Here is a 25,203-nt window from a genome sequence, read left to right on the forward strand (position 1 = left end):
CTGAAGTAGATCCTCATGGCCCTTCCGTCGCCTCTGTGGTAGAACGTGAAGACCTGCTTGCCGTTGTCGATGAACATCAGGTTTCCCTTGCCGAAGGTGCATCCGAGCATCTGCTGTATCGCATCAACGCTGCATGAGTTGTTCTCGACCACAGCCACGAGCTCCTCGTCCTCGGATCTTCGATAGTGATTCTTCACGTATTTCGCTACCCTGTAGCCTATCGCCAGACCCGGGCACATATGGCCGTGAAACTCGATCGCTCTTTTTAAATCGTCTTCCATGTGTGTTAACTGATCACATCCAGGACTTCAATCTGGCGATGGTTCCTCAGATCAAGCAGCCTGAGTTCAGCAAAGAACACATGCGGGCTGCCCTGTCAGCATGGGACAAAACCCGGGGCGATCGCATCGGGAGATCACGCTGTGATCGGGACCTCGTACACGGTGGTGTACCTGCAACGGGATCTCATGCAACCCGCGGCTTCCTGACCGGTGAGTTCTGATCTCCGATCTCTTCGTCTATCGTGACTACCACATAACCACAACATATGTTCAGCCATGCCGCTGGATGCTGCTGACGAGCGCATCTCTTCTCTCTTTCAGGGCGCTCATCACTGTGTCTCTCCCTGAGCCGATCGCGAGGATCGAGAGCATGGGCTCACCCATCCCGATCACCGACCCGGGAGCAGGGACATCTGCTATGCATGAGGTAATCCTCCTTAGATCACAATCCACACGTATGCGCTCGCTGGAGTAGAGGACCGCCCTGCCTGCGAAGCGCGTATTCCTCACATCCTCAGGTAAACGCCCATCGAAGGCGTTGAGGTGCGCCTGGAATACAGAGATCCCTGTGGAGAGCTCCACAGAATCGAGGCTGCCCTGGAAGCGCGGGTTCACCTCAATGACTACCGGCCCATTTTCTGTCAGAATGAAGTCGACGCCGTTCGAGCCCACGAGCCCGAGCCCTGCGACGATCTCCTCAGCGATGCGGGCGATGCGATTTCTCGTATCCTCATCCACGTCGAGTGGCGTTATGTTTCCGCAGTACCTGAACTCATTCGCGTTCAGCCATGCTGTTCCCGAGAGCTGCTCGTTGACCACGATGGTTCTGGCATCTGAGCCGTCGCATATCACAGAGGCGCTCGCAGGAATTCCCTCCACGAGCTCCTGGACTATGTATCCAGGGGGAACTTCATCCCCCTCGAAGATCCTGCATCCGAAACCGCCGGCGCCTCTCCTCGGCTTCAGTATCATCCTGCGATCATTCGGGGGCTCTCTCTCCCAGGTGGCCGGGTGCGGATACCCCCTATCCTCGAGCCATCTGGCGAGCCAGAGCTTGTCCGAGACCTTTAGAATTCGAGAAGGGCTGTTGTTCATCACACTGTATCCGTTTATGCGTACAGTCTCAACGCCTGGTCCCAGGACAACTGCATCGGGATCGACGCTCTCAATTATCGCATTTACCCTCTCAGCATTAAACAGATCTTCGATACGGAGCCTGTGAGCCTCCACAGCCTCGACGAGATCGAGATCGCAGTAGCAGTCCGCAGCGACCACAGTGTGGCCTGCGCTGCGCGCGGAGAGCGCGATATTCCGGACGCTCTGGCCTATCACCAGGATGCGCATCAGAATCTCTCCGGTTCCACCTTACACCCGGATCCGGGGTGATGAGGCCTCAGCTCTGAAGCGGGCTGTAGTGCAAGCCACATGGATCCTCACGATCTCCTTTCCAGAACCACCTTTCCTCTGGCAGCGGGTATGACCTCCAGCCTTCCCCCGAAATCCCTGTTCAGCTCCTTGCCCATGAAGAGACGATCCAGGAATACTGCGAGAGCTGCAACCTCAGAGTGCGGCTGGTTTCCTACTGCCACATTCCAGTCCGCCATGTTGTAAACATCAGGCGGGACCTTCTCGGCGCCGACCACGACCATTAATCTTTCACAGGATCTTATCTCCCCGATCACATCATCGATCCTGCTCCCGTACATCGTGAGATGCACTATCTTTCCCCCTGAATCCCTGAATCTCCTTAGTTCGTCCCTCCAGACGATGCCGTCTGCAACACTGAATGATCCTCCCCACCGGTTCACAACATCTCTGAGGCTCTCAACAACGCCCTCATCTCTTCCATCGATGAGAATCTCATCGGCTCCGAACGCCCTCGCCACCAGCCCCACATGTGTGGTGATCCTCTTGTCCCGCTCGGGGCGGTGGCCCAGACGGAGGACGGTTATTCGCATGATTTCAAAATCCGAAGACCGGGTTTATAGAGATTGGGGTATGGGAACTTCTCTTCAGGCTGTAGAGCAGCCACTCTGTGGATTGACAGAGAATAACAGGGTGCAAGCTCCGGCCTTCTGGCCGGAGAGGAAGTCACAGCCAGGCATTCGCGATGGTTTCCAGGCGCTCGACAGCTTTAAATGGTCCTCCAGCCAAGTAAACAAAGATGTACGAAGATCTTGATGAGGATTTGCCTGAGATCTACCTGGCCATTCTCGAGGACGAGCGGAGGCGCAGGTATCTCAAGGAGATCAGCGAGTGGCTTGTGGAGGAGTACTACACACCTGATCAGGCATCGTGATATGAAGTATGGAGCTTTTTGGAATATGTGCCGGATGTGGCAGGGCTGCAAAGCTCTACACATGCCAGCTCTGCGGCGGTCTCTTCTGTATTGGCTGTTTCACCCCTGAGCGGGGTGTGTGTAAGAGGTGCGCCAGAGGAAGACGAACTGGAGAAAACTATTTTTATAGACATTTATCAGCGTGGTTGTCGCGCCTCGGGCGCGCCGCTTCATTTAACAGCTGCGCGGGTGAATTCACATATCTGTCGCGAAGCCTTCAGGGGGCGAACGTTCGCGAAAACACGTGCATTTCACAGGTGTCGATTCACCTCGTGCTGGGAGTGAATGGATGAATCTACAGTGGATCAGGTCTGTGAATACTACTAAGACTACTAATAGGAATTTTAAGGCTCTGAATACAAAAAAGGCAGATTAAAAACTGTATTTAACCTGTGAATACAGCTTAGCACTCTCGTAAAGTTTATATACCATCGTGCCATGATGTTTGAGTGTTAAGAAGGGACTAAAACACTGCCTGATGAGCGTGATCGCATTCGATTTGAATGTCATCACCGGGCATAAAAGGGGTAGCAACCTGGGGAGGTGCAGAGTTAATTATTACAGATTGGACTTTCTGGAAGAAGGGAGCCTGAAGGTCTGCTTTGTATGCGGAAGGGAGTAGCAATGAATGTCCGCTTTGAAGGGGGCGGACAGCGGAAAAGCGACCTCGTGCTGCAGTTATACTGCAGCATATCCACAATGGATGTTGAAGGGCATCCACGAGGTACTTCAGGTCAGTATCTGAGTTAAGATGTGATCTTACGCATGTGTATTTATCAGGAGAAGATATACAGGGGCTTGGATCTCGATGAGAGGCCGTATCAAGCTGTTCACAATACCAGTCGATCTTGAGAATGCAGCGAAGTATAATATACAGGTTGGTTCAGATCACATTGTGAGTTGCCGAGGTGTATGTAACAGGGACAAGCCCCGTCAGATACATGCACTCCAGATCCACATGTGAGGTCTGTCTGTGAAAATCTCAATAGAGATCGACGATAATGGTCTCAAGGCCAACATGTCGTTTGAGTTCGACAAGAAGTGCATGGATGTAGCGGCATTACGTGAGATGCTGGCGGACAAGATTGTGGATATTCTGAATATCTCCGGTGTGATCTCTGGGAGGGCACAGCCGGTTTCGGAGGATCAGCCGAAGACTCTGATGGACAGCCTTGCTGAGTTCATAAAATATGAGTTCCGTGATCAGTGGTTCACATCCCAGCAGCTCAGGGAGCGGTATGAGACGGTGCGGGATGACATCAAGCTGAGCACGGTCTCGACCTACCTCTCCAGGATGCACCAGGATGGGCTCCTAGACAGGAGAGGGAACAGAAACAACAGAGAGTACCGCCTGCTTCCTGCACCATCCATGGAAAGCGTGGCTTACGGCAGAAAGAAACAATCAGCTTCAAAGCTGTAGAATTCTCTTCAGCTGTCTCTATTCTCCGTTCAGAGGATTTCGGTAGTCCTAAGAAGCGTGGATAAGCGCGAAAGCAATAGCTCAAGGCGATTCTTAGCCATCAACCACGCTGCAGGGCGCCGGAGAAGTATTAACAGGTCCCATGATGTCGATTTCCATACCGACATTGTTCAAAATAAACACATCTAAGGGAGCCGGTTCATCAAGATCAACTCAACAAAGGTAGACTACCAGGATTTCGTTTGGCATAAAAAGAGGCTATGGACCATTTTCATTCGCATGAGTGAAGTCTGAGCCCTGAGTGTTTCGCTCTTGTGTGCTCAGCAACTCAGAGGTCTAGCAAGCAGGCTGCTGGAATCACGCATTCATTTTCCAAGAACGCATGGCAGGACCAGTGCCTCTTCTGGCAAGTCATAATATTGATAAGAGCGGAGTGTTTTTCTCCAGGAGCTCATCATATCCGATGGAGAAGGGTTTATACCATTTCGCCCATCTCTCGTCGGGGGTAGTCTGTGTCGTACGATCCGATCTCAAAATGGGAGGAGTTCATCCGCTCCAGGTACTGGGACGATCTCCTGAAGCTTGCGGAGTCGTATCCATCGACAAGAAGCCTGATCGTGAATTTTGCGGATCTCGACAGATACGACACGGAGTTCGCGGACGACCTTCTCGAGAATCCTGATGTGATGCTGGACGCCGCTCACACCGCCCTTCAGGAGATAGTGCTTCCTGTGGATGTGGATCTGAGCGGTGCGCATGTGAGGGTTGTGAACCTCCCGCAGCACCTCAAGACGAGGGATCTCAGAAGCGATCACATCGGGAAGCTCATAGCCATCGAGGGCCAGGTAAGGACAGCGACAGAGGTCAGGCCGAAGATAGTCAGGGCTGCATACGAGTGTCAGCGGTGCGGGCATGTCTTTTATGTTGAGCAGTCAGGGACGAAGTTCACAGAGCCGTATGAGTGCCCAAACGAGGCCTGCGACAGAAGAGGGCCGTTCAGGTTGCTCCCCAAGAGATCGCAGTTCGTCGACGCGCAGAAGGTTCGCGTTCAGGAATCGCCAGAGGATCTCAGGGGAGGGGAGCAGCCCCAGACCCTGGACGTGGAGCTCGGCGACGATCTCGTGGGCAGGATCTTCCCGGGAGACAGGGTGATAATCAACGGGATCCTGAGATCGTATCAGAGGACGACACAGAGCGGGAAGAGCACGTACTTCGATCTCTTTCTCGATGGGATCAGCATCGAGATGATGGAGCAGGAGTTCGAGGAGATCGAGATATCTCCGGAGGATGAGAAGCGGATTCTGGAGCTGAGCAGGGATCCGGATATCTACGGGAAGATCGTGAGATCGATCGCCCCCTCCATATACGGCTACGAGGATGTCAAGGAGGCCCTGGCCCTGCAGCTCGTCTCTGGCTTCTCAAAGCGTCTTCCCGATGGAGCAAGGATCAGGGGCGACATCCACATTCTGCTGGTGGGAGATCCGGGGGTTGCAAAATCACAGCTTCTCAGGTACATGGCTAAGCTCTCCCCAAGGGGCATATACACATCTGGAAAGAGCTCGACATCTGCCGGTCTCACAGCTACTGCGATAAAGGATGAGCTCGGTGATGGAAGGTGGACCATAGAGGCCGGGGCGCTGGTGCTTGCTGATAAGGGCATCGCAGCGGTGGATGAGATGGACAAGATGAGCCCGGACGACCGCTCAGCTCTCCACGAGGCCATGGAGCAGCAGAGTTACCATCCTCTCACAGAGATACAGCTTTCCGACGGCCGCAAGGTTCGCATCGGCGAGTTCGTAGATAGCCTGATGAAGTCTCGTCATGATGAAATCATCCGCGGAGTGGATTGCGAGATGCTGCCTCTGAATGGAGATATCAAAGTATGGAGCACCGATTTAAGTAGGATCTTCGAGCTGCCGGTGGATAGAGTTAGCAGGCATCGTGCTCCAGACCATTTCATCAAGATAAAGTACTCCAACGGCCGAGAAATCATCGTCACTCCAGAGCACCCTGTGTATATCGCCAGGGACGGCATCGCTTGCATCCCAGCGTGTGAAGTCACGAAAGGAAGCTTTGTGCCTGCGCCTAGATCGATTCAATGCAGCACAGACGAACCCGAGCTGAGGGAAGTAGAGAGGCAACATCCAGGTGAAAAGCCTCTGATATTTCCAAAGAGACTCAACCCTGTACTTTCTAAGATCCTGGGATATCTCACCACTAAGGGCCATTTCTACAAGGGTTCCAGCCATGAAATTGGCTTCTCAAACAAGGATGTCAAGCTTCTTGATGATATGTCTCACCTCATGGAGGATGCTTTTGGCATCAAAGCATCTCGTAACGAGAGGGCAGACGGTGTAGTAACCCTAAGATTCATATCCAGCCAGCTTGTCAGGTGGTTCGAGGCCAACTTCCCTGAGCTAATGAGGACAGGCCGGAACAGAAGAGCACCCGCGATCATCTTCAAGGGGACAGAGAATTGTATCCAGGATTACCTAATCGCAGCCTTCCTAGGCGATGGGTGCGTGCATTCAACATCAATAGCCTATTCGACAGTGTCCAGGGGGCTTGCAGAAGACTATCAGGATCTTCTGCTTAAACTAGGTGTGTCATCGAGAATAGTTGAGGATAGAAAAGCGAAAGCGTTCAAGGTCTGCATAATGGGGGATTCCCATTCCAAGTTTGAGGGACTTTTCTCAAGCTCAGACCATGAGAAGCTTCTGAGGATGAGAAGGATAACGTCCTCATGCAATAGATCCCTCAGGCATCATGACGTCCTTCCTACAGAGACAGCTCTAAAGATCCTAGAGGCCAAGAAGGCTTTAGGTTTGGTGAATGATGGATACTTCAATGAGCACATTAACTGTGGCTATGGACTGAATATCGATACTGTTACTAATTACCTCCAGGAATTAAGACATAGATATGACGAAGTGATGGCTGTTGTGGGCAACGAGACAAAAAAGGTATCTCTGTCTGAGATGAGATCCGCCCTTGGATGGTCCCAGAATTACCTAGCATCTATAATCGGTACGACCCGGGGCAGTATCGATTACTATGAGCGGGGCGGATATAGCGAGGCAAGACGCGAAGAGATCGCTGAATATGCCCGGCAACAAATTCAAGCCCATTTAGAGTATATAGATGCTAGAATTTCAGCTATTGGGCGCATACTTTCCTCTGACATCAGGTATCTAAAGGTCGTGGAAGTAGAAGTCATACCCAACGAGGGAGAGTACTCGGCGGATTACGTTTATGACCTAACCGTCGAGCCTACCCACACCTTCATCTCCCATGGTCTCGTGCTTCACAACACGATCAGCGTCGCGAAGGCGGGTGTCATGGCAACTTTGAAATCGAGGTGCGCGCTGCTCGCAGCGGCGAACCCGAAGATGGGTAGGTTCGATAAGTACGAACCGATAGCGCCGCAGATAAACCTCACCCCAGCCCTGATGTCCAGGTTCGACCTGATATTCGTTCTGACAGATGAGCCGAATGCTGAGAGGGATGCGCACATAGCCACGCACATCCTGAGGAGCAACTACGCTGGAGAGCTCTCGAGCCAGAGGAGCATCAATCCATCAATAAACGATGAGGACATAGAGAGCGCCACCGAGATCATAAAGCCTGAGATAGAGCCGGAGCTGCTCAGGAAGTATGTGGCCTATGCGAGGAAGAACATATTCCCGACGCTGACTGAGGTGGCGATGGAGCGGTTCAAGGAGTATTACATCAACCTCAGGAGCCAGGGGCAGGATGGAAACAAGCCTGTGCCTGTCACGGCGAGACAGCTCGAGGCTCTCATACGTCTCGGGGAGGCCAGCGCCAGGCTGAGGCTCAGCAACCGGATCACTGAAGAGGACGTCGATCGTGTTATAAGAATCGTTGAGTCCTGCCTGAAGAAGGTGGGAGTCGATCCGGAGACCGGGATGCTGGATGCGGATGTGATCAGCATAGGTATCAGCAAGAGCACCAGGGACAAGACAAAGCTGATGCTGAACATAGTCAGGGAGCTCGGCGGTAAGGAGGGCGCCCAGATCGATGATGTTCTAGACAGGGCAGAGGCTGAGGGCATAGACAGGGAGAGGGCTGAGGAGATAATCTCGCGCCTGAGGCAGGAGGGTTCCCTGATACAGACAAGCAGGGGCACCCTGCGGGCTGTGTGACGAAGGCTGAGCTGTCTCCCGTCCACTGCAAGCAGATTGCTGAATATTCTTCGGATGGATGAAGCGAGAGATCTGAGCGATAGTCTTAATATTTACGAAGTGCCACCTGCATTCATGCCACCGCCGGTCATAGCAACAGTCGGCGGAGGGGGCACACGCTTATACCCTCTCACGCTCTGCCAGCCGAAGCCCCTGGTGGAGGTATGCGACACTGCGATAATAGCAGTCCTCTTCAGAGTTCTCGCCATCCAGGGGTGCAGGAGGTTCATACTGGGCAGCAAGGGATTCGAGAACACGCTTGCCCTGTCGAACTACTTCAAGGCGGGAGAGGGTTTCTTCAAGCGTCTTGGCATAGACGACCATGAGGAGTTCAGCTACCAGCCGCAGTACGAGGACCATGGCAGCGCAGATTCCCTCAGGTACTGCATGCGGTACTTCTCCATCGATGAGGATGTCCTGGTCGTCTCCGGAGATAATCTCATAGATATCGACCTGGAGGACTTCATAGCATATCACAGGCGCAGGAATCCGATTCTCACCGTCGCGCTGAAGGAGCTTCCCAGCGAGGAGAGCGTCTCACAGTACGGGGTGGCGGAGCTGGAGAGCGATATGCGCATAAGGCGGTTCATCGAGAAGCCGAAGGCGGGCACGGAGCCGAGCAGGATGATAAACACAGCGTTCTACATATTCTCCCCTGAGATAAGAGAGGTCCTCGCAGAGATGGGCGACAAGTCCCGCGATATCGGAGGCGATCTCATACCGTATCTCACCGAGAACGGCTACGATGTCTACGGATATCCTCTCAGGGGCTACTGGATAGACATCGGCACCCCGGAGAGGCTTCTCCAGGCCACAATGAATGTCCTCTCCGGAAATGTGCGGCATTTCACCTTCCGGCACCCGTACAGGGAGAATCAGTGGATACACCCATCGACTCTGAGGCGCATAGGTCGCATGCTTGAGCGCGGCGATATCGAGCTCAGGGGCAGCGTCTTCATAGGGAGGGACTGCCGCATCGAGCCCGGGGTCGTCATAGAGAACTCGCATGTTGGCCACACATGCATGATCGAGAGGGATGTTGAGATAAGAAACAGCGCGGTCATGAGCTTCTCCAACATAATGCATGGAGTTCGGCTGAACCGCGCTGTTGTGGGCAGGTACTCCACGATCGAGGCGCACAGCGTGCTGGACGCGGATCAGTCCAATGGTCGGAAGGGCATACCTGTGATCGGCGACAATGTCCGGCTGCAGAAAGAATCTGTTGTGGGCCCAGGCACCAGGGTTGCACCTCTGAGGTACAGCCACATGATCCTCGCCACCGGCAAGTTCCTCGAGCTCGGCTCGGACGAGAGGAACATCTATTTCACCTCCAGGTGATCTGCGGTCGAGGGGATTCCTCACAAGAACTCTTCCGATAAGGCCTTCCGATACGGCCCATTTTGCATACTCGGAGAGGGGGACTTCCTCTCAGGCCTGTAGGCCGGGGTTTGCGCCCTACTGCTATCAGATCCTGACGACCTCTATCCCAGCCTGCTCCAGAAACCGCAGAGCTCCCTCATCGGGGTACTGGTTTCTGTACACAACCTTGCGTATTCTCGCGTTTATCATCATCTTGGCGCAGAGTATGCATGGCTGGTGTGTGCAGTAGAGCGTCGCGCCCTCGATGCTCACCCCGTGGAGGGCGGCCTGGATTATGGCGTTCTGCTCCGCATGAACCGCGCGGCAGAGCTCATGCCTGGTCCCGCTCTCCACCTTCTCTCTCAGGCATCCCACAACATCGCAGTGCTCAAGTCCTGTCGGAGCTCCGTTGTAGCCTGTCGAGAGGATGCGTTTGTCCCGCACAATCACCGCGCCCACCCTGTTTCTGAGACATGTGGATCGCTTTGCCACAACCGATGCAATCTCCATGAAGTACTCGTCCAGGCCTGGTCTGTCCATTGGTTTGATATCAAACGGAGAAATTGATATTGCTTCCGGTCGCTGGGATATCTGCGCTACAGCTTTCATGAAAAATGTTTGTGGAGCGGATATCAGTTGGCTCTGCGTGGAGGAGAGGACGTGGTTCTCAGAGTCTATTGTGTGAGGCTTGCTGATCTTGATCGATGATCTGAAGTCTCTGATCCTTCACCTGGAATCGCACCACTACGCAGCATTCAGCATGTACAGCGCCACACATGCCATCATCCACTCCCCCTCGACCAGCAGATCGAGAACAACAGGGTTCCGTCTCCTCCTCAGGTATGCGATGTATGCGTATCCGTAGATGGTGAGCGCCAGGGCGATCTCTCTGCCATCTCCCGGAAGGAGTAGCGAGACCGGCAGGATCGTTGTGTTCAGGATGAGCAGCAGAAGAACCGTCGGCGTCTCCCCGAGAATCACAGGCATCGTGCGCACGCCGCTGATCCTGTCGCCAGCGACATCGCGTATGTCGTAGAGAACCGTGTCGATGAACGTCTTGATGAATATGAAGTACAGCACGAGCACGCATGTGGCAGTGTGGCCGCTGTGGATCACCGGAATCAGCACCGTTACCACTGCCCATGCGGACCCCACCACGATGTTCTTCATCACCGGTATGTCCTTCAGCCTCGGAAGCCACGGAAGGAGACGCATACCGTAAAAAGCGTTTGCGATCACCGGCACGAACACAAGAGGCAGAGCTGCAGGTCTCACATAAGCAATTATGATTGCGGCTGCAAGGTAAGCAGAGAGCGCCAGGATCAGGAATATCCGCCTCCTCGAGTAGAGGAACTGCTTCCTCGCCGGCATGTTAGAGACGTCCCTGTCGAGATCCACGAGCTTGTCCAGCGTGTAAACACTGAAGGAGACGAGAAATACCGCAAAGCAGATCGCCATGCTCGGCTCGATTCCAAGAAGAACGCTCGCCATGTATGTTTTGAAGAAGCCTGTTCCCCCGATGAAGAGAGAGGTCACAGCCAGGAAGGCGAGCAGCCTCTCCGCAGCATCTACCGCATCTCTGCACACCAGATAAAAAAACTTAAATGGAATTACCTCACGAAACTGGTTGCTCCATGTCATAAACCGATGTGAATTTGGACCGAATTTGAAAATTATCTCTTTTAATCGGTAAATTTTGCTTGAAAATAGCTAAATTGCGTTATTTGAGCAAAAATCGTCGAGAATTATTGTATTATTCTGGTTGGGATCGAATTTATGTTTGTCTGCATGTTGCCTGTACTGTTTGTACTTACGAAAACTGAGAAATTCGCAGCTCATTTCTTGTTATAATTTCACAGAAGTTTGCGATCAGATGCTCTTTCTCTGCGGCTCCTTGCCCCACAGGAGGTTCGCGAGCCGGTTTGCCTGAGGGTGAAGTTATTTCTAAGTTAGATCTCTGGGTAGTCTACCTACGACGTGTGGATAAGTGCAAAAGCAATAGCTTCAGGCGATTCGCAGCCTTCAACCACGCTGTATGGCGCCGGACAATTATTTACAGATCCAATGATGTCGGTTTCCATGCCGACGTTGTTCAGAATAAACACATCTGAGGAGCCGGCCATCAAGATCAACTCAATGAAGGTAGACTACCGATCTCTGCTAACACATGGCATGTAAAACTGAATTAAGCTCGGCTCATCCAGGTGAATTAGCGGAGCAGTGAGAATGACGAAAGAGTATGCTTCATCGATCCCGAAAATCCAGCTCTCCGATAACTCGCAGAGATGAGCCTTCACATCAAACAGCCGCCCTCGATGGAGTATGTCATGAAAGCAAGAGGTACTCGCTACGCGCAGTCGATTGCTGATGAAGTTCTGATAGACTTCTAAATCACGTGGGCCCAGGAAGAAGCAGGAGCGTGGGCACATGAAGCGGCAGCTCTTCCTCCTACCTCAACCCTCTCCGCATGGCATCAAGCCTTCTGATGCTTGAGTAGTATCCCGCAGCCAGGAATAAACCAGCAGCCAGGAGAAGCACAAAGAAGTATCCTAGGATCTGCGGGGCGTCATTCCTGTAGAAGCTGACCTCTACGATTGAGTCCCTCTCGAGACTCCAGAGAACAACCGTGCGGTTCCCCCTGATGATCTCATACGGTTCCGGTCTGGGAATTCCAAGAGCCCTGGCGCCGGTTGTGTACCCCTCCGGAATCACGACAGCGACCGTTCCGCTGAGAATTACAGGAGATACGAACTGCTGTCCCTTCAGTGGCGACTCGTATCTCAAAATACCGGACACTGTCTCTTCAGCTGTGATCCTGTACCTGTAAACGCCCCTCCAGAAGCTCTCGTCCACGCTGCATCTCACAGTGTGTGAGTTGCGAATCACAGATATGTTCTCGATCCTGGCTATGGCTGTGATGTTGAAGGTCTTTCCGGACACAGGCTGCTCTATCACAGCTCTGCCTCCGGCCAGATCCACAACCGTAGCGTTGTTCAGCTCAAGGGATCTGGAGCCTGAGGTGAGGATGAGAAGAGATAGAGCAAGCGCGAAAAGCGCCGTGCGATCGAAGCGGGATGATGAACATCCTCCTGCCCGATTCTCAGCCTGAGCCGGTGCTGTGTATCCTGAAGACCTCGCCCTCATCGATATCTATCCTGCACCCCAGGATCCTCTGCGCCGTCCAGATGTTTGTTCTGGTGTGGCTCGAGATCTCACGTGTAGTGTACTCACCACCGGCGAGCGCTATGTACGGTATGAGCTGATCCGCAAGATGCACGTCCACCGATGCCCCGGCGTTCAGCTCCTCGATGAGGAAATTCGCGGCCTCTCTCCCGACGTCCTCTGCGCGCACACCCCTCTCGCCGAGGGCGCTTGATCCCCTGAACCCGCACCAGAGCGTTATCCCGCTGCCAGGAGACGACGAGCTCACGATCTGCACATCTATCCTTGCATCATATCCGTTCTCCCTCAGGAGATCGAGCGCTGCATCAGCCTGACGCGTTGCCACATGCTCCGGAAGGGAGCCGCAGTGTGATATCCCGCGGATTATCTTATCAACGACATCCACCCTGGCAGGCCTGAGCCTGGACGGCCTTGTGCTCAGCACCACAACCCCTCCGCCCCTTGGATAGTATCCGCGCCGCTCGCACCTGAAGCTCGCAGTGACACCGAAGAGCCGCATCGCTGGAAGTGCCACATGCTCCAGATAGTCGACGGTCGGGCTCCACCGGACGTCTGTGCCGCCCCTGACTGTAATTGTGACAGGCCCCTCTGCGGCTGTGAGCGCCGGAAGCACGCACTGTATCAGCAGCGTTACGCTCCCAGCGGTGCCTATATCCACATCATAGCTTCCTGCAGAGATCCTGCCGGGGATGAACTCGATCTCTTCAGATTCGAGATGCACCCCTCTGGTCTCAGCTCCCGATATCCTTGCCAGGGCCTCGATGGCTCTAACATGCTGCGCCGCAAGCCCGGGCTTCGGCCTGTTCCGGCGGATATTTTTTAATCTTACTGGGATGCCGGTGAGTGCTGACAGCGCCACAGAGGTTCTCACGATCTGGCCGCCGCCCTCACCGTACGAGCCATCGATCTCTATCATCTGCGGCTTATTCATCTCACTGCTTCATCGTACTCTCTTAGAAATTCTTCGCAGAGATCCGCTATCCTGGCGGATGCATCTCTGATCACGTCGAGAGGATCCGCGCCCCTTGTCTTGAGCCTGAAGACCGGGTTGTCCATTATCGGGAACTTCGCGTCGTAGGTGGCTATCACAACCCTATCATCCTTCAGCAGCTCGCTTCTCAGGAGGTTGAGCAGCGTGTGCCGCTCCCCCTCGAACTCTATCCTGAGCTCATCCTCTGTCTTCTTCAGAACCTTCAGGTTCAATGCATGCCCCCTAAACAAGCCCTGTGCCGTAGTAGGTGCTCAGCTTTCTCATCTCCGTGCGCTTGCATTCAGGACACTCCAGGCGGCCGTCTTTTTTTACTAGCGGTGTCGTGCAGCTGCTGCAGTAAGCCTTTATCACTCCCATGTCCTCCGGCTCGGTCGAGAGCCGCATCTGTCTAGCATCTATGACCTTTGCCCTGACGATATCTCTGAGGCTGAACATCTGCTTCAGGTCCTTGACATAGGAGCTCTTGACATTTGATATGTGTATGGTTGCGTCCAGCTCTGGAAGCGGCCTGGATTCGTAGCCCTTCTTGAACGCAAGCGAAAGTATAACAAGATTCTCCTTTATATCAACAACCTCTCCGACGACGATATCCCCGTTCTCCACCCTGGGCAGAGCGTTGCTTCTCGGTATCACACTCGCAAGGCGGCTCTCGGGATCGATATCGACCACGCCTGTGGTTGATGCGTATATGTTGCCGCCGGAGACGTATGTATCGTGCCCCGGGACGAACTCCTCTGCCGAGCCTATCCTGTCGCCCGGCAGGACCAGGGCTCCACCCATCTGCTTATCCTTGACTTCATCGGTTGTGCCTGACATCTTATCGCTGTTTGCACACAATCCTATATAACTCAACCTCTATCCATTCGACATCTTTCCTGTGGAAATCGAACATCCTTTTAATTGGAATCCTTGCTTTATAGACCTCCTCGACCCTGCAGGGAGAGACGAAGCTGCGAACGAAGTTCAGGCTTCCTGCATTGTGGATGGTGTATATAACATCCGCGATCTCCACCGCCCTCCTGAGAAACGCCCGATCGCCGCGGCTGGCGTGCTGTGCGCCAAATGGTGGATTCATTATTACAGTTTTCACCCTGCGAAACGCGATTCGCTCGATATCCCCCAGGATAAAATCCACGTGCACGCCGAGCATCTCAGCATTCTCACGCGCGATCCTCAGCGCCTGGGGATCGATATCCACTCCGTATGCCCTCGCTCCCAGAAGCGCGGCCCCGATCGCCAGGATGCCTGTGCCACAGCCGAGATCCAGGACCTGGGATAGCTCATCCCTCATGTGAGCGATGTGGAGCAGATCCGATGCGAGCGACGGCGGGGTCATGTACTGCTCCATCGCTGCAGAGGGGCTCGGGAAGCCCCTCACACGCTGGAGCAGGATCTCAAGCTGTCTCTTTCTCATCGCCACGGATGTTGTCTGAGGCCATATTTATCCGATCCCACGATTTTCATCATGCATCGATGGCAAACAACTGAAGTCCTGGCAGAGTAAATGCATCGATATTTGCCGATATCATACACCGGCCAAGTAGCAGCAGGTGATCGTATAGATCTCATATAGATCCGAGATGAACACAAATCTTTTTAATTTATAGGGGTCATCAGGGCATGAGGTGTTTGGTTTGAAACTTGTCTATGCAGCATTGATGCTTTTCCTCCTGCTGGGGTCGGCCTTTGCTGGCACATTCACGGCAGGTCTTGATGCTGATACATATGTGGACAGAGAGAATCCGGATGCGACGTTCGGGGATGCGACCACGCTGTGGGTCGCATCAGCTGCAGGTGAGCCGCTGAAGATCGCGTACATCGGATTCATCAATGCGTTCGGCAACCAGGGCATCAGCTCTCCAGATCAGATCTCCACGGCAACACTGAAGCTGACGGTCTCTGAGGTGGAGAAACCTGGCATCATAAAGGTGTACTTCGTCCATGGATATATCAGCCCTGAGATCGCATGGGAGGATGCCCCTGAGGCTGTGGAGAATGTATCTGCAGAGATCGAGATCGACTCCCCAGGGGAGTACACGCTTGATGCCACCGACATCATCAAGGAGGCTGTGAGGACATGCACTGAGGGCTGTCCGTACGGTCTGAAGATCGTCGCTGAAGGGGATGCGTCGATCGGCCTGGCCTCCTCTGAGGCGTCAAAAGACTCAACAGAGCTCAGGTACGTCGGCGGAATGTAGCTCAGCGAGCTGCACGCCCTCTTTTTTGAGATATTCGCTACGATCCACAGGCAGGGCATCTGTTGCTCTCAGGTGATGACAGAAACCTCCAAATCCCATACCAATATCATGATCTACTGTGATGTTCAGCGAGGAGGTTTCCTATGCGGCTGCTCTGCATAGCTGATGTTCATGATGCATCCTGGAGACTGGAGTTTCTGAAAGGATGCCCTGCGGATCTGATGGTGATAGCAGGAGATCTTCACGATGATGGGAGACCGGAGGATGCGGTATATGTTCTCGATGAGCTCTCCCGTTTTCCGCAGATGAAGCTCATAGTCCCAGGCAACATGGACCCCAGGACATTCGCGGAGGATCTCTGGCGGAGCCACGGTCTCATACCGATCCACAAATCCTCTTTTGTAGTGGGAAACGTGGGGTTTGTGGGCATGGGCGGGATGGTGGCGAGGAACCCCAGGAGGATCGGGGATCCGACAAGGTACTACCACAGCGATGAGGATCTCTACAGGACACTGACGGATCTTCTTCACTCGATTCGCGATCTCGAGCGTCGGGTGGTGGTGGTCCATCAGCCGCCCAGGGGCGTGAGAGATCGCCTGTACAACGGAGAGCTGTCTGGGAGTGTTGGCCTGAGGCGGGTGATTGAGGAGCATCAGCCTGATCTGGTGATATGCGGCCACATCCACGAGGATCGGGGCGCCTCTGCTCTCGGGGGCACACTTGTGGTTAACGTGGGAGAGGCGCGCATGGGGCATGCTGCGCTTATAGATCTTGATGGTCTTGATGTGGAATGGCTGAGGGCAGAATAGATTCACTATTCGTCCTTTCAGTATGATGACTTGCCAGAAAAGGCACTGGTCCCTGCTATGCGCTCTTGAAAATGAATGTGTGCTTCCTGCGACCTGTTTGCTTGCCCTCTAAGTTGCTGAACACACAAGAGCGTCAGTATTTATAGGCGTGTTGCCAAAACGAATGCTTGGCGGAAGTGGTGATATGCCTGCAAGGGTTATGGATTTGATGAGCTATCCGGTGCTCACAGTGCCGCCGAACGCGAAGGTCATAGATGCGATAAGGCTGATGGCCAGCGGCCCGAAGGGCTGCGTGATCGTCGCAGAGGGGGGCCTTCTCAAGGAGGTAAAGGGCATCGTCACAACAAGTCGCATATTCAAGAAGGTATTTGCAGCCGGCCTGGACCCTGAGAAGGTCTGCGTAGCGGATATAATGACTCCAGCTCCGCTTGTCACGATCTCCCCAGAGGCAACCACAAGAGAGGCGGCTGAGCTCATGGTGCGCCACAACATACGCCGTCTTCCGGTGGTACAGGAGGGGGCGCTTGTTGGCATAATCACAAGCAAGGACCTCCTGCGGTGCGTGAGGTAATTAACGATATCTATTTATGGTAAGGTGGAGACGCATACTCTTGCGCTTCTGTCAAGTACTGGAGGCGCATGCCCGTGCGCGAGAAGTGGCGCGAACGGTGCACGGCTGGCATGATTTGGTCACAGGTGTCGAGGTAGCCTAGCCAGGTAGGGCGCAGGTTTGCTAAACCTGTTCCCCTTCGGGGATCGAGGGTTCGAATCCCTCCCTCGGCGCTCAAATTTAAGGAGGATTCCTAAAAACCAAGTATTTTGGTATAAAACTCCTTTGATAAAAGCATGCAGCGACATGCCCAGATCATTGAACAGGAGGTTGATAGGAATCCTCTAAGGAATTCAGCTGCTGACTGGTAGAACACAGCGGGCGCAGACTCCGGCGATCGGACCGATAGGAACTCACGTGAACAGATCGGGACGCATTGAGGGTGTCGTTTTAAACGGCTGTGAGCAGTTTGACCTAATGACATGGTCTTTGCGTGCAGAACGAAATGGTGTTTCACATACACATTCTCATCAGCGGCTCCTGCATGCCGAATCCTCTCAGGCGGATCTCATCATCTATGATTATTAGGTATGTGTTACCGCCGCCATCCGCGAGCGAGCCCGCATTTGCGATCAGCAGCTCTTCGTCCCTTCTGTAGATCGCGGCCTGATGCGTATCGCCGTAGATGAAGCAATCGACCCTGCCCGGGTGTCGCTCTCTTATGAACCTGAGGATGGCGTCGTACTGGGACTCAACAGGGCTGTATCTCAGCGTCCTGAGCACTCCAGATCTCACCTTTTCAAATATTCCGGTGACCCTCCAGAGCGACTCCTCGATCTCCACAGCCTCCCCCAGGTAGCAGGACCTGTAGATGCTCTCATAGGCATATGCCATCATCCTCTCGAGATCCGCAGGAAGCACAGGCTCCCCCGAGAGCCTGCGTAAGCCCTCGAATATCTGCGCAGGGAGTGATTTGATCCCGTCCAGATGGTGTCCGTGTGTGAACAGAAGACGCCTGCCCCCAATCACAATCTCATACGTGGGATAATGGAATGTCATCTTAAGTCCCGCAAGATTCATCGACCATTTCAGGTTGGGAAGGTAAACTGCGAACGGCTCGCCCCTCGCAGCCCTCTCGAGAAGGGATAGCTCCTGGCGTATGATCGTCATGTGGTGATCGTGATTGCCCACCACATAGCTTACCCTCACGCCCAGCTCGTCCAGCCGCCTGAAGAAATAGCTGGCATCACGGATGGCGCTCTCCATCCGTACCCGCCAGAGATCGAGGATATCGCCGAGAAGCACGACCTCATCGATACCTTCCCCGTACCTCCAGAGCTCCCATATGAGGTAATCGACATTATCGCGCCTTGAAAGAGCAGAGCACTTTGAGCCGAAATGCGTATCAGAGATCACAGCAATTGACATAAGAGCTACACCCCTTCAGCTGCCCCCACTTCAGCACTAACACATAATTAGGATTCAAACTCAGTAATACTTTAACTTGTTGGTGGATGCGGTAGAACCTCCAAATCATGCCTGGACATCAGAATCCCTGAGCTGTGACATCACCATCTCCGCTATCTTCGGGCCGAGGATCTCTGAGAGTGCGGATTTATCCGCGGCTCTGAGGCTCTCCAGGCTCCTGTAGCCTGCCTGGTAGAGCTTCCTGGCCCTGACCCTGCCTATGCCCTTCAGCTCCAGCAGCTGGAGAAGCTCATCGCCTGCGCCGTAGTGTATCCTGAGCGCCAGCCTCTCTGCAAGATATGTGACCCCGAGATCCATGTGCTTCGATATCCTGTGCAGCGCGCTCATGAGCCATTCCGCGGTCTCCGCTATCCTCATGACATCTCCCGGGCCGATGTTGTATTTGTCCGCAATCCTGTCCTCATGAACCTCATTTATCCAGTCCAGGAGCATGGAGGCAGTCTTCACCTCCCTCAGGAGCCAGTCGAGGTTCTCCTCGCTCCCCAGCTCTGAGGAGTGCTCGGAGATGAAATCCTCGAGCCAGTTATCGCTCTGCTGGACGAAGAGCAGCTCCATATCAGGGGTCATCGTTATCACATGTATGAGCGTGAGCTCAGAGGGCCTGCGAACGCCTCTGATCCCATGGATCATCACCACGGCGCTCAGCGGATCGAGATACAGCCTGGATACCAGAGCACCGAGGGGTGTTGGCTCGAGATCCTCCTCGATCATATCGCTCTTCACAAGGAACTCCAGGACAGCAGCTATTGTCTCTCCCAGGTGCGATGGATCCTGCTGGCGGGCGTAGAATGTGGATGACATGAGCCTGCTAAGGGACTCGATCGAATCTGCGAATCCGGATGCGATCGCTGCAAGCACATGCGTCCGAAGCGCTCTCTCGCTCGCAAGCTTCGACCATATCTCCTCAGGCTCGCCCATTATGTAGTGTTCCATGAGCCTCTGCATCTCCTCCTCGCTTCTGGCCATGATGAGCGACTCGCCGTAGGGATCGAGCCCCGGCCTGCCCGCTCTGCCTGCCATCTGCCTGTACTCCATGACCGGAATCGGGCGGGTTCCAAGACCCGCCTCATATCTCTTGTAGCTCCTTATGAGGACCCTGCGCGCAGGCAGGTTCAATCCAGCCGCGAGGGTGGGGGTGCATGCTATGACCTTTATGATGTTCTGCCTGAATCCCAGCTCTATCAGACGCCTCTGATCAGGGAGAAGGCCTGCATGATGGAACGCAGCTCCATGCCTAAGGCACATTGCAAGCCTCTTCGAGACCTCGCCCTCGCCGCTCAGCCTCTCAGCAATCTCGATCGTCTCCTCGGATTCCCGGAGAGCTCCGGCGAGCTTCTGAGCCATCGACTCAGCATTCCTCCTGGTGCTCTCGAATATCAGCATCTGGCCGCCCTGATCAACTGTATCCATGACCAGGTTCAGCACCTGGTCCCTGCTCTGGTTCTTGAGCTTCAACTCCCCATCCGGGAAGACCAGGCGGTCCTCAAACAGAACGCCCTCTCTGAGCCTGACAGGCCGCCAGTCGCTCGAGACCAGCTCCCCCTTTATCCAGTCCGCGATCTCCCTTCCATTGGCTATCGTCGCGCTGAGCCCTATCACCTGCATCTCGGGGTTGAGATGCATCAGCTTAGTCATCGTCATCTCCAGCGTTGGTCCTCTGTTTGTGGAATCCAGGAGGTGAATCTCGTCCACGACAAGAACGCCGATCTTATGCACCCACGAGGCCCCGTTTCGTATGAGCGAGTCCGCCTTCTCGGATGTTGCTATGATTATGTCGTTCCTTCCCAGACGCTCGTCCTTCCTGTCAAAGTCTCCGGTGCTGATGCCTATCCTCAGGCCGAGCTTGGAGAACCTGCTGAAGCTCTCGAACTTCTCCGAGGCGAGTGCGCGCAGCGGGACTATGTAAAGAGCCCTTTTTCCAGAGAGCGCACCCCTGAGCATCGCAAGCTCCGCAAGAAGTGTTTTTCCCGCGGCAGTCGGCACCGATATGATCATGTTCCTGCCGTCGAGAAGCCCGCGCTCTATCGCATCCGCCTGCGGTGGGTACAGCTCGTCTATCCCCAAGGCCTCGTAAAGCTCTATGACGCTCTCCGGCAGCCATCGTGTCAGATCTCTTATCGTGAGCATGAATCCCCTTACCCTTATATACTAAACAGCGCTACTAGATGCGGCAGCATCTGGATCCTCCAGCATCTTCGGAGAGATATGAATGTACGCTGATCGGATAAAATCCCTTCCTCCCTATCTGTTCGCTGAGATCGATGGAATCAAGAGGAGAGCGAGAGAAAGGGGCGTTGACGTCATAGATCTGAGCGTGGGCGACCCGGACATCCCGACACCTGAGCATATCATTAAAGAGATGTGCGAGGCTGTGAAGAGGCCTGCAAACCATCAGTATCCGTCATACGAGGGAAAGATCGAGTTCAGAGAAGCTGTGGCTGAGTGGTATCGCAATATATTCGGTGTAGATCTGGATCCCTCCACAGAGATACTGACCCTCATAGGATCGAAGGAGGGGCTCGCGCATGCCCCGCTGGCGTTCGTTAACCCCGGTGACAGGGTTCTCGTCCCGGATCCAGCATATACGGTTTACAGCACAGCGGTGATGTTTGCTGGTGGCGTCCCTGAGAGGATGCCCCTCCTGAAGAAGAACTCGTTTCTTCCCGATCTCGAGAGCATAAGGGCGAGGCTGGAGCAGGACCCGAGCTGGAGGCCGAGGCTGATCTTTCTGAACTACCCGAACAATCCGACCGGCGCGGTCGCAGGAATTGATTTCTTCAGGGAGCTGGTGGATCTCGCCCGTGAGTACGGAATCATGGTGATGCATGATAACCCGTACTCGGAGATATACTTCGACGGGCGACCTCCCAGCATACTCCAGGTACCCGGAGCGAAGGATGTGGCTGTCGAGTTCCATTCGCTTTCCAAGACGTACAACATGACGGGCTGGCGCATAGGCATGGTCTCAGGGGGCTCCAGGATCATCGAGGGCATCGGCAAGGTCAAGTCGAACATAGACTCCGGAAACTTCGGCGCGGTCCAGGACGCAGGTATAGCTGCTCTGAGAAGCCCGCCGGAGATCGTTGATGGATTGAGGTCTGTTTACAGGGAGAGGATAGAGATCCTGTACTCAGCGCTCTGCGATATAGGCCTTGAGCTCTCGAAGCCGAAGGCGACGTTCTACCTCTGGGCATGGACCGGCGGGGACTCCAGGGAGTACGCCAAGATGCTTCTCGAGAGGACTGGGATTGTCGTGACACCAGGCGTCGGATTCGGCGAGCATGGCGAAGGTTACATAAGGCTCTCTGTGACCCAGCCCACAGAGAGGATCGAGATGGCGGCTGAAAGGCTGAGGAATCTCTGAGAGGAGGGTGCATGTTGCGTAAAGAGTATTCAGCGCATGAGATCGAGGCGAAGTGGCAGAGGATATGGGAGGAGGAGGGCGTATTTCACGCGGAGCCTGATTCGAGGAAGAAGTTCTTCCTGACGATACCATACCCGTACCTGAACGGCAACCTTCACGCCGGACATACGCGCACTTTCACGATAGGCGATGCCATAGCTCGGTACCACAGGATGCTGGGCGAAAACGTTCTCTTCCCGATGGCATTCCACGCGACAGGTACCCCGATAGTCGGGCTCAGCGAGCTGATCGCGAACCGCGATCCTCTGATATGGGATGTATACACCAGGCTGCATGGAATACCGGAGGAGGAGCTGAAGCAGCTGACCACTCCTGAGGCCATAGTCGATTACTTCAGGAGGCAGGCGAAGCTCGCCATGAGGAGCATAGGCTACTCAATAGACTGGAGGAGGGAGTTCACAACAACAGATCCAGCATACAACAGGTTCATCGAGTGGCAGTTCGGAATACTCAGGGAGAAGGGATACGTCACAAAGGGCTCGCATCCTGTGAGATGGTGTCCAAACGATCAGAATCCCGTCGAGGATCACGATATACTGAGGGGAGAGGATGCGACGATACTGGACTTCACCCTGATAAAGTTCAGGATCGATGACCGGGTGCTTCCATGCGCAACCCTCCGTCCCGAGACTGTCTTCGGCGTTACGAACCTCTGGGTGAACCCGAATGTTGTCCACTACGTGGCAAGGGTGAATGATGAGGTCTGGATAGTTAGCCCGCAGGCGTACCACAAGCTCACATTCACTGACAGATCCGTAGAGAAGATCGGCGAGATCTCCGGGGAGGAGCTGATCGGCAAGAAGGCCAGGAACCCTGTGACGGGCGATGAGATCATCATCCTGCCGGCCACGTTCGTCGATCCGGACAGCGGCTCCGGCATAGTCATGTCCGTGCCTGCGCATGCCCCTCTGGACTACCTCGCGCTCAGGGATCTCTACGATGCGGATCTGAGCAGGTACGGCATAAGAGAGGATCTCCGCAGCATAAAATTCATCTCCCTGATATCTGTGCCGGAGTACGGGGAGTTTCCTGCTGTTGATGCCGTGAACGAGCTGGGTGTTAAGGACCAGAACGATCCGAAAGCAGAGGAGGCGACGAAGCTAGTCTACCGCAGGGAGTTTCACAATGGCGTGCTGAAGGATATCACCGGAAGGTACGCCGGAACCCCGGTGCACAGGATAAAGGACATCCTGCTTCAGGACCTCATAGATCAGGGTGTGGCCGAGATATTCTACGAGTTCAGCGAGACTCCGGTGATATGCAGATGCGGGACCAGATGTGTCGTCAAGATGGTCCGGGATCAGTGGTTCCTGGAGTACTCAGATCCCGTCTGGAAGTCCAGGGTGCTTGAGTGTCTCGCTGGCATGAGGATCATACCTGAGGAGATGCGTGCTGAGTTCATCAACAAGATCGACTGGCTCAAGGACAAGGCGTGCGCAAGGCGGAAGGGCCTGGGCACAAGGCTTCCCTGGGATAAGGAGTGGCTGATAGAGTCGCTGGCTGACAGCACGATCTACATGGCGTTCTACATCCTGGCGAAGTATGTCAACGCTGGCATGAGGATAGACCGGCTGGTCCCACAGTTCTTCGACTACATCTTCCTCGGAAGGGGCACTCCTGAGGAGGTCGCATCCCTGACAGGAGTTGATGTGGAGACTGTGAAGCGAATACGCGAGGACTTCGAGTACTGGTATCCCGTGGACCTCAGGACCTCAGGAAAGGATCTGGTGGCGAACCACCTTCTGTTCTTCCTTTACCACCACGTGGCGATATTTCCGGAGAGCCTCTGGCCCAGGGCGATAGCCGTTAACGGTTTCGTCTCTCTGGAGGGACAGAAGATGTCGAAGTCCAGAGGGCCTATACTCACGCTCAAGCAGGCGGTGGCAGAGAACGGCGCTGATGTGACGAGGCTGTACATACTTGCGAACGCAGAGTACACCCAGGATGCGGACTGGAGAAATGATGGGGCGCAGGCGACACGCGGGCAGGTCGAGAGGTTCTACGCGCTCGCCAGGGAGATCATCGAGAGGAATGACATAGATGAAAGCGCGGAGCTGACGCTGATCGACAGGTGGATGTTATCGCGACTCCAGCGCAGGATCATCGAGACGACAGATGCGCTGAACAACATCCAGACCAGAAGGGCGCTTCAGAGCGCTTTCTACCACATGCTCAACGATCTGAGATGGTACGAGAGGAGAGGTGGTAAAAACCAGCTCCGCAGGATACTGAATGTCTGGGTCAGACTGATGGCTCCGTTCACCCCGCACATCTGCGAGGAGATCTGGCAGAACATAGGCGAGGGATATGTTTCAAGAGCCACCTGGCCGGTTCCGGAGATGTCGCTCATAGATGAGCACGCGGAGCGGGCAGAGGCCTACCTGGAGCAGACACAGAGGGATATCGAGGAGATCATAAGGGTGACTAAGACGAAGCCCGGGAGGATCGTGCTTTACACAACCCCATCCTGGAAGAAAGAGATGCTCCGACTTGCTCTGGAGGTATCGAATGGCGGGAGGCTTGATATGAGCGCTCTGATGAGATCGGCCATGAGCCATCCGGAGATCCAGAGCCACAGGAAGGATGCTCAAAAGTACGGTGGCAGGCTCGCGAAGTCAGCGCATGCTCTGAGCGGGGATGTGCTTGCGCTTGACGAGTTCGGGATACTCTCCAGGGAGAGGGAGTACCTCTCACAGGCGTTTGGCTGCCCGGTTGAGGTCTACTCCGCTGACAATCCCACATACGATCCGAAGGGCAGGGCACAGAATGCAGAGCCTGGAAGGCCAGCGATATACATAGAGTGACCGGGCGGGGGAGGCAGTGGCTCTGTTGCGCCCCCTCTCAGGCCTGAAGACCGGAGTTTGCGCCCTGCTGCTCTCCATCACCGTCGTGGCTGCTGTGCGATTGCTCCTGAACGCAGACCGAAGCTTCTGCTACCCTTCGCCCCCAAGAAGTATAAC

The 25,203-nt window shown here is 54.4% G+C and carries 22 protein-coding genes and 1 tRNA gene; 11 read left to right on the forward strand and 12 right to left on the reverse strand.

The genetic code is table 11. From position 1 onward, the window contains the following. The 3 genes from QFX31_RS06930 to QFX31_RS06940 form a co-directional block, all read right to left on the reverse strand. On the reverse strand, positions 1–281 hold a 281-nt coding region (locus QFX31_RS06930), incomplete at its 3' end, for a formylmethanofuran dehydrogenase subunit E family protein (protein ID WP_348531388.1). Between the two features lie 270 nt (positions 282–551). Continuing rightward, the gene (locus QFX31_RS06935; protein ID WP_348531389.1) at positions 552–1,625 is read right to left on the reverse strand and encodes an ATP-grasp domain-containing protein; all 1,074 of its coding nucleotides are present in this window, start codon (positions 1,623–1,625) and stop codon (positions 552–554) included. Between the two features lie 89 nt (positions 1,626–1,714). Next, a complete protein-coding gene (locus QFX31_RS06940; protein ID WP_348531390.1) occupies positions 1,715–2,239 on the reverse strand; it encodes a tRNA (cytidine(56)-2'-O)-methyltransferase in 525 nt (174 codons plus the stop codon). A gap of 206 nt (positions 2,240–2,445) precedes the next feature. Here QFX31_RS06940 and QFX31_RS06945 point away from each other — a divergent pair, with 206 nt between their 5' ends. The 5 genes from QFX31_RS06945 (at position 2,446) to QFX31_RS06965 (ending at position 9,579) form a co-directional block, all read left to right on the forward strand. After that, positions 2,446–2,580 (forward strand): hypothetical protein, encoded by a 135-nt coding sequence (locus tag QFX31_RS06945; protein ID WP_296610568.1) that lies wholly within the window; start codon positions 2,446–2,448, stop codon positions 2,578–2,580. Between the two features lie 484 nt (positions 2,581–3,064). Beyond that, positions 3,065–3,241, forward strand: coding sequence for a hypothetical protein (locus QFX31_RS06950; protein ID WP_348531391.1), 177 nt, complete (start codon positions 3,065–3,067; stop codon positions 3,239–3,241). A gap of 351 nt (positions 3,242–3,592) precedes the next feature. Then, positions 3,593–4,039: a hypothetical protein gene (locus QFX31_RS06955; protein WP_348531392.1), complete on the forward strand. Its 447-nt coding sequence runs from the start codon at positions 3,593–3,595 to the stop codon at positions 4,037–4,039. A 512-nt stretch (positions 4,040–4,551) separates the two neighbouring features. Further along, complete coding sequence (locus tag QFX31_RS06960) at positions 4,552–8,202, forward strand: LAGLIDADG family homing endonuclease (protein WP_348531393.1); 3,651 nt, start codon at positions 4,552–4,554, stop codon at positions 8,200–8,202. A gap of 114 nt (positions 8,203–8,316) precedes the next feature. Beyond that, the gene (locus QFX31_RS06965) at positions 8,317–9,579 is read left to right on the forward strand and encodes an NDP-sugar synthase (protein ID WP_348531394.1); all 1,263 of its coding nucleotides are present in this window, start codon (positions 8,317–8,319) and stop codon (positions 9,577–9,579) included. Between the two features lie 126 nt (positions 9,580–9,705). Here QFX31_RS06965 and QFX31_RS06970 read toward each other — a convergent pair whose 3' ends face one another. From QFX31_RS06970 to QFX31_RS07000, 7 genes are all read right to left on the reverse strand, one after another. Beyond that, complete coding sequence (locus QFX31_RS06970) at positions 9,706–10,140, reverse strand: dCMP deaminase family protein (protein WP_348531395.1); 435 nt, start codon at positions 10,138–10,140, stop codon at positions 9,706–9,708. A 204-nt stretch (positions 10,141–10,344) separates the two neighbouring features. After that, complete coding sequence (locus QFX31_RS06975) at positions 10,345–11,187, reverse strand: UbiA family prenyltransferase (RefSeq protein WP_348531396.1); 843 nt, start codon at positions 11,185–11,187, stop codon at positions 10,345–10,347. Between the two features lie 861 nt (positions 11,188–12,048). Beyond that, positions 12,049–12,744, reverse strand: coding sequence for a DUF5803 family protein (locus QFX31_RS06980; RefSeq protein WP_348531397.1), 696 nt, complete (start codon positions 12,742–12,744; stop codon positions 12,049–12,051). Next, positions 12,701–13,699, reverse strand: coding sequence for an RNA 3'-terminal phosphate cyclase (gene rtcA / locus QFX31_RS06985; protein ID WP_348531430.1), 999 nt, complete (start codon positions 13,697–13,699; stop codon positions 12,701–12,703). The genes QFX31_RS06980 and rtcA overlap by 44 nt, the downstream gene beginning before the upstream one ends. Before the next feature lie 11 nt (positions 13,700–13,710). Continuing rightward, positions 13,711–13,986 carry a DNA-directed RNA polymerase subunit L gene (locus QFX31_RS06990; protein WP_348531398.1) on the reverse strand — a complete coding sequence of 92 codons (276 nt, stop codon included), beginning with the start codon at positions 13,984–13,986 and terminating at the stop codon, positions 13,711–13,713. Positions 13,987–13,996: 10 nt separating this feature from the next. After that, positions 13,997–14,590, reverse strand: coding sequence for an exosome complex RNA-binding protein Csl4 (locus QFX31_RS06995; protein WP_348531399.1), 594 nt, complete (start codon positions 14,588–14,590; stop codon positions 13,997–13,999). A gap of 1 nt (position 14,591) precedes the next feature. Further along, positions 14,592–15,188: an METTL5 family protein gene (locus QFX31_RS07000; RefSeq protein WP_348531400.1), complete on the reverse strand. Its 597-nt coding sequence runs from the start codon at positions 15,186–15,188 to the stop codon at positions 14,592–14,594. 211 nt (positions 15,189–15,399) lie between these two features. On the opposite strand from QFX31_RS07000, the gene QFX31_RS07005 reads away from it, so the two are divergent. From QFX31_RS07005 to QFX31_RS07020, 4 genes are all read left to right on the forward strand, one after another. Then, positions 15,400–15,972 carry a DNRLRE domain-containing protein gene (locus QFX31_RS07005; protein ID WP_348531401.1) on the forward strand — a complete coding sequence of 191 codons (573 nt, stop codon included), beginning with the start codon at positions 15,400–15,402 and terminating at the stop codon, positions 15,970–15,972. Between the two features lie 143 nt (positions 15,973–16,115). Further along, positions 16,116–16,781, forward strand: a complete 666-nt coding sequence (locus tag QFX31_RS07010; RefSeq protein WP_348531402.1) for a metallophosphoesterase — start codon at positions 16,116–16,118, stop codon at positions 16,779–16,781. 208 nt (positions 16,782–16,989) lie between these two features. Continuing rightward, a complete protein-coding gene (locus QFX31_RS07015) occupies positions 16,990–17,352 on the forward strand; it encodes a CBS domain-containing protein (protein ID WP_348531403.1) in 363 nt (120 codons plus the stop codon). A gap of 127 nt (positions 17,353–17,479) precedes the next feature. After that, positions 17,480–17,564, forward strand: a tRNA-Ser gene (locus QFX31_RS07020). Positions 17,565–17,844: 280 nt separating this feature from the next. Here the strand turns inward: QFX31_RS07020 and QFX31_RS07025 are convergent. Together QFX31_RS07025 and QFX31_RS07030 are read right to left on the reverse strand one after the other, a co-directional pair. Next, entirely contained in the window at positions 17,845–18,759 is a 915-nt protein-coding gene (locus tag QFX31_RS07025) for a UDP-2,3-diacylglucosamine diphosphatase (protein ID WP_348531404.1), read from the reverse strand. 105 nt (positions 18,760–18,864) lie between these two features. Further along, positions 18,865–20,946 (reverse strand): ATP-dependent DNA helicase, encoded by a 2,082-nt coding sequence (locus QFX31_RS07030; protein ID WP_348531405.1) that lies wholly within the window; start codon positions 20,944–20,946, stop codon positions 18,865–18,867. Between the two features lie 82 nt (positions 20,947–21,028). Between QFX31_RS07030 and QFX31_RS07035 the strand changes: the two genes are divergently transcribed. Beyond that, positions 21,029–22,183, forward strand: a complete 1,155-nt coding sequence (locus QFX31_RS07035; protein ID WP_348531406.1) for an LL-diaminopimelate aminotransferase — start codon at positions 21,029–21,031, stop codon at positions 22,181–22,183. Between the two features lie 11 nt (positions 22,184–22,194). After that, positions 22,195–25,047 carry a leucine--tRNA ligase gene (leuS, locus tag QFX31_RS07040; protein ID WP_348531407.1) on the forward strand — a complete coding sequence of 951 codons (2,853 nt, stop codon included), beginning with the start codon at positions 22,195–22,197 and terminating at the stop codon, positions 25,045–25,047. Positions 25,048–25,203: the final 156 nt, after the last annotated feature.

Origin of the sequence: Methanothrix sp. (genome assembly GCF_030055635.1) — an archaeon.
In the GTDB taxonomy this organism is placed as follows: Archaea; Halobacteriota; Methanosarcinia; order Methanotrichales; family Methanotrichaceae; genus Methanothrix_B.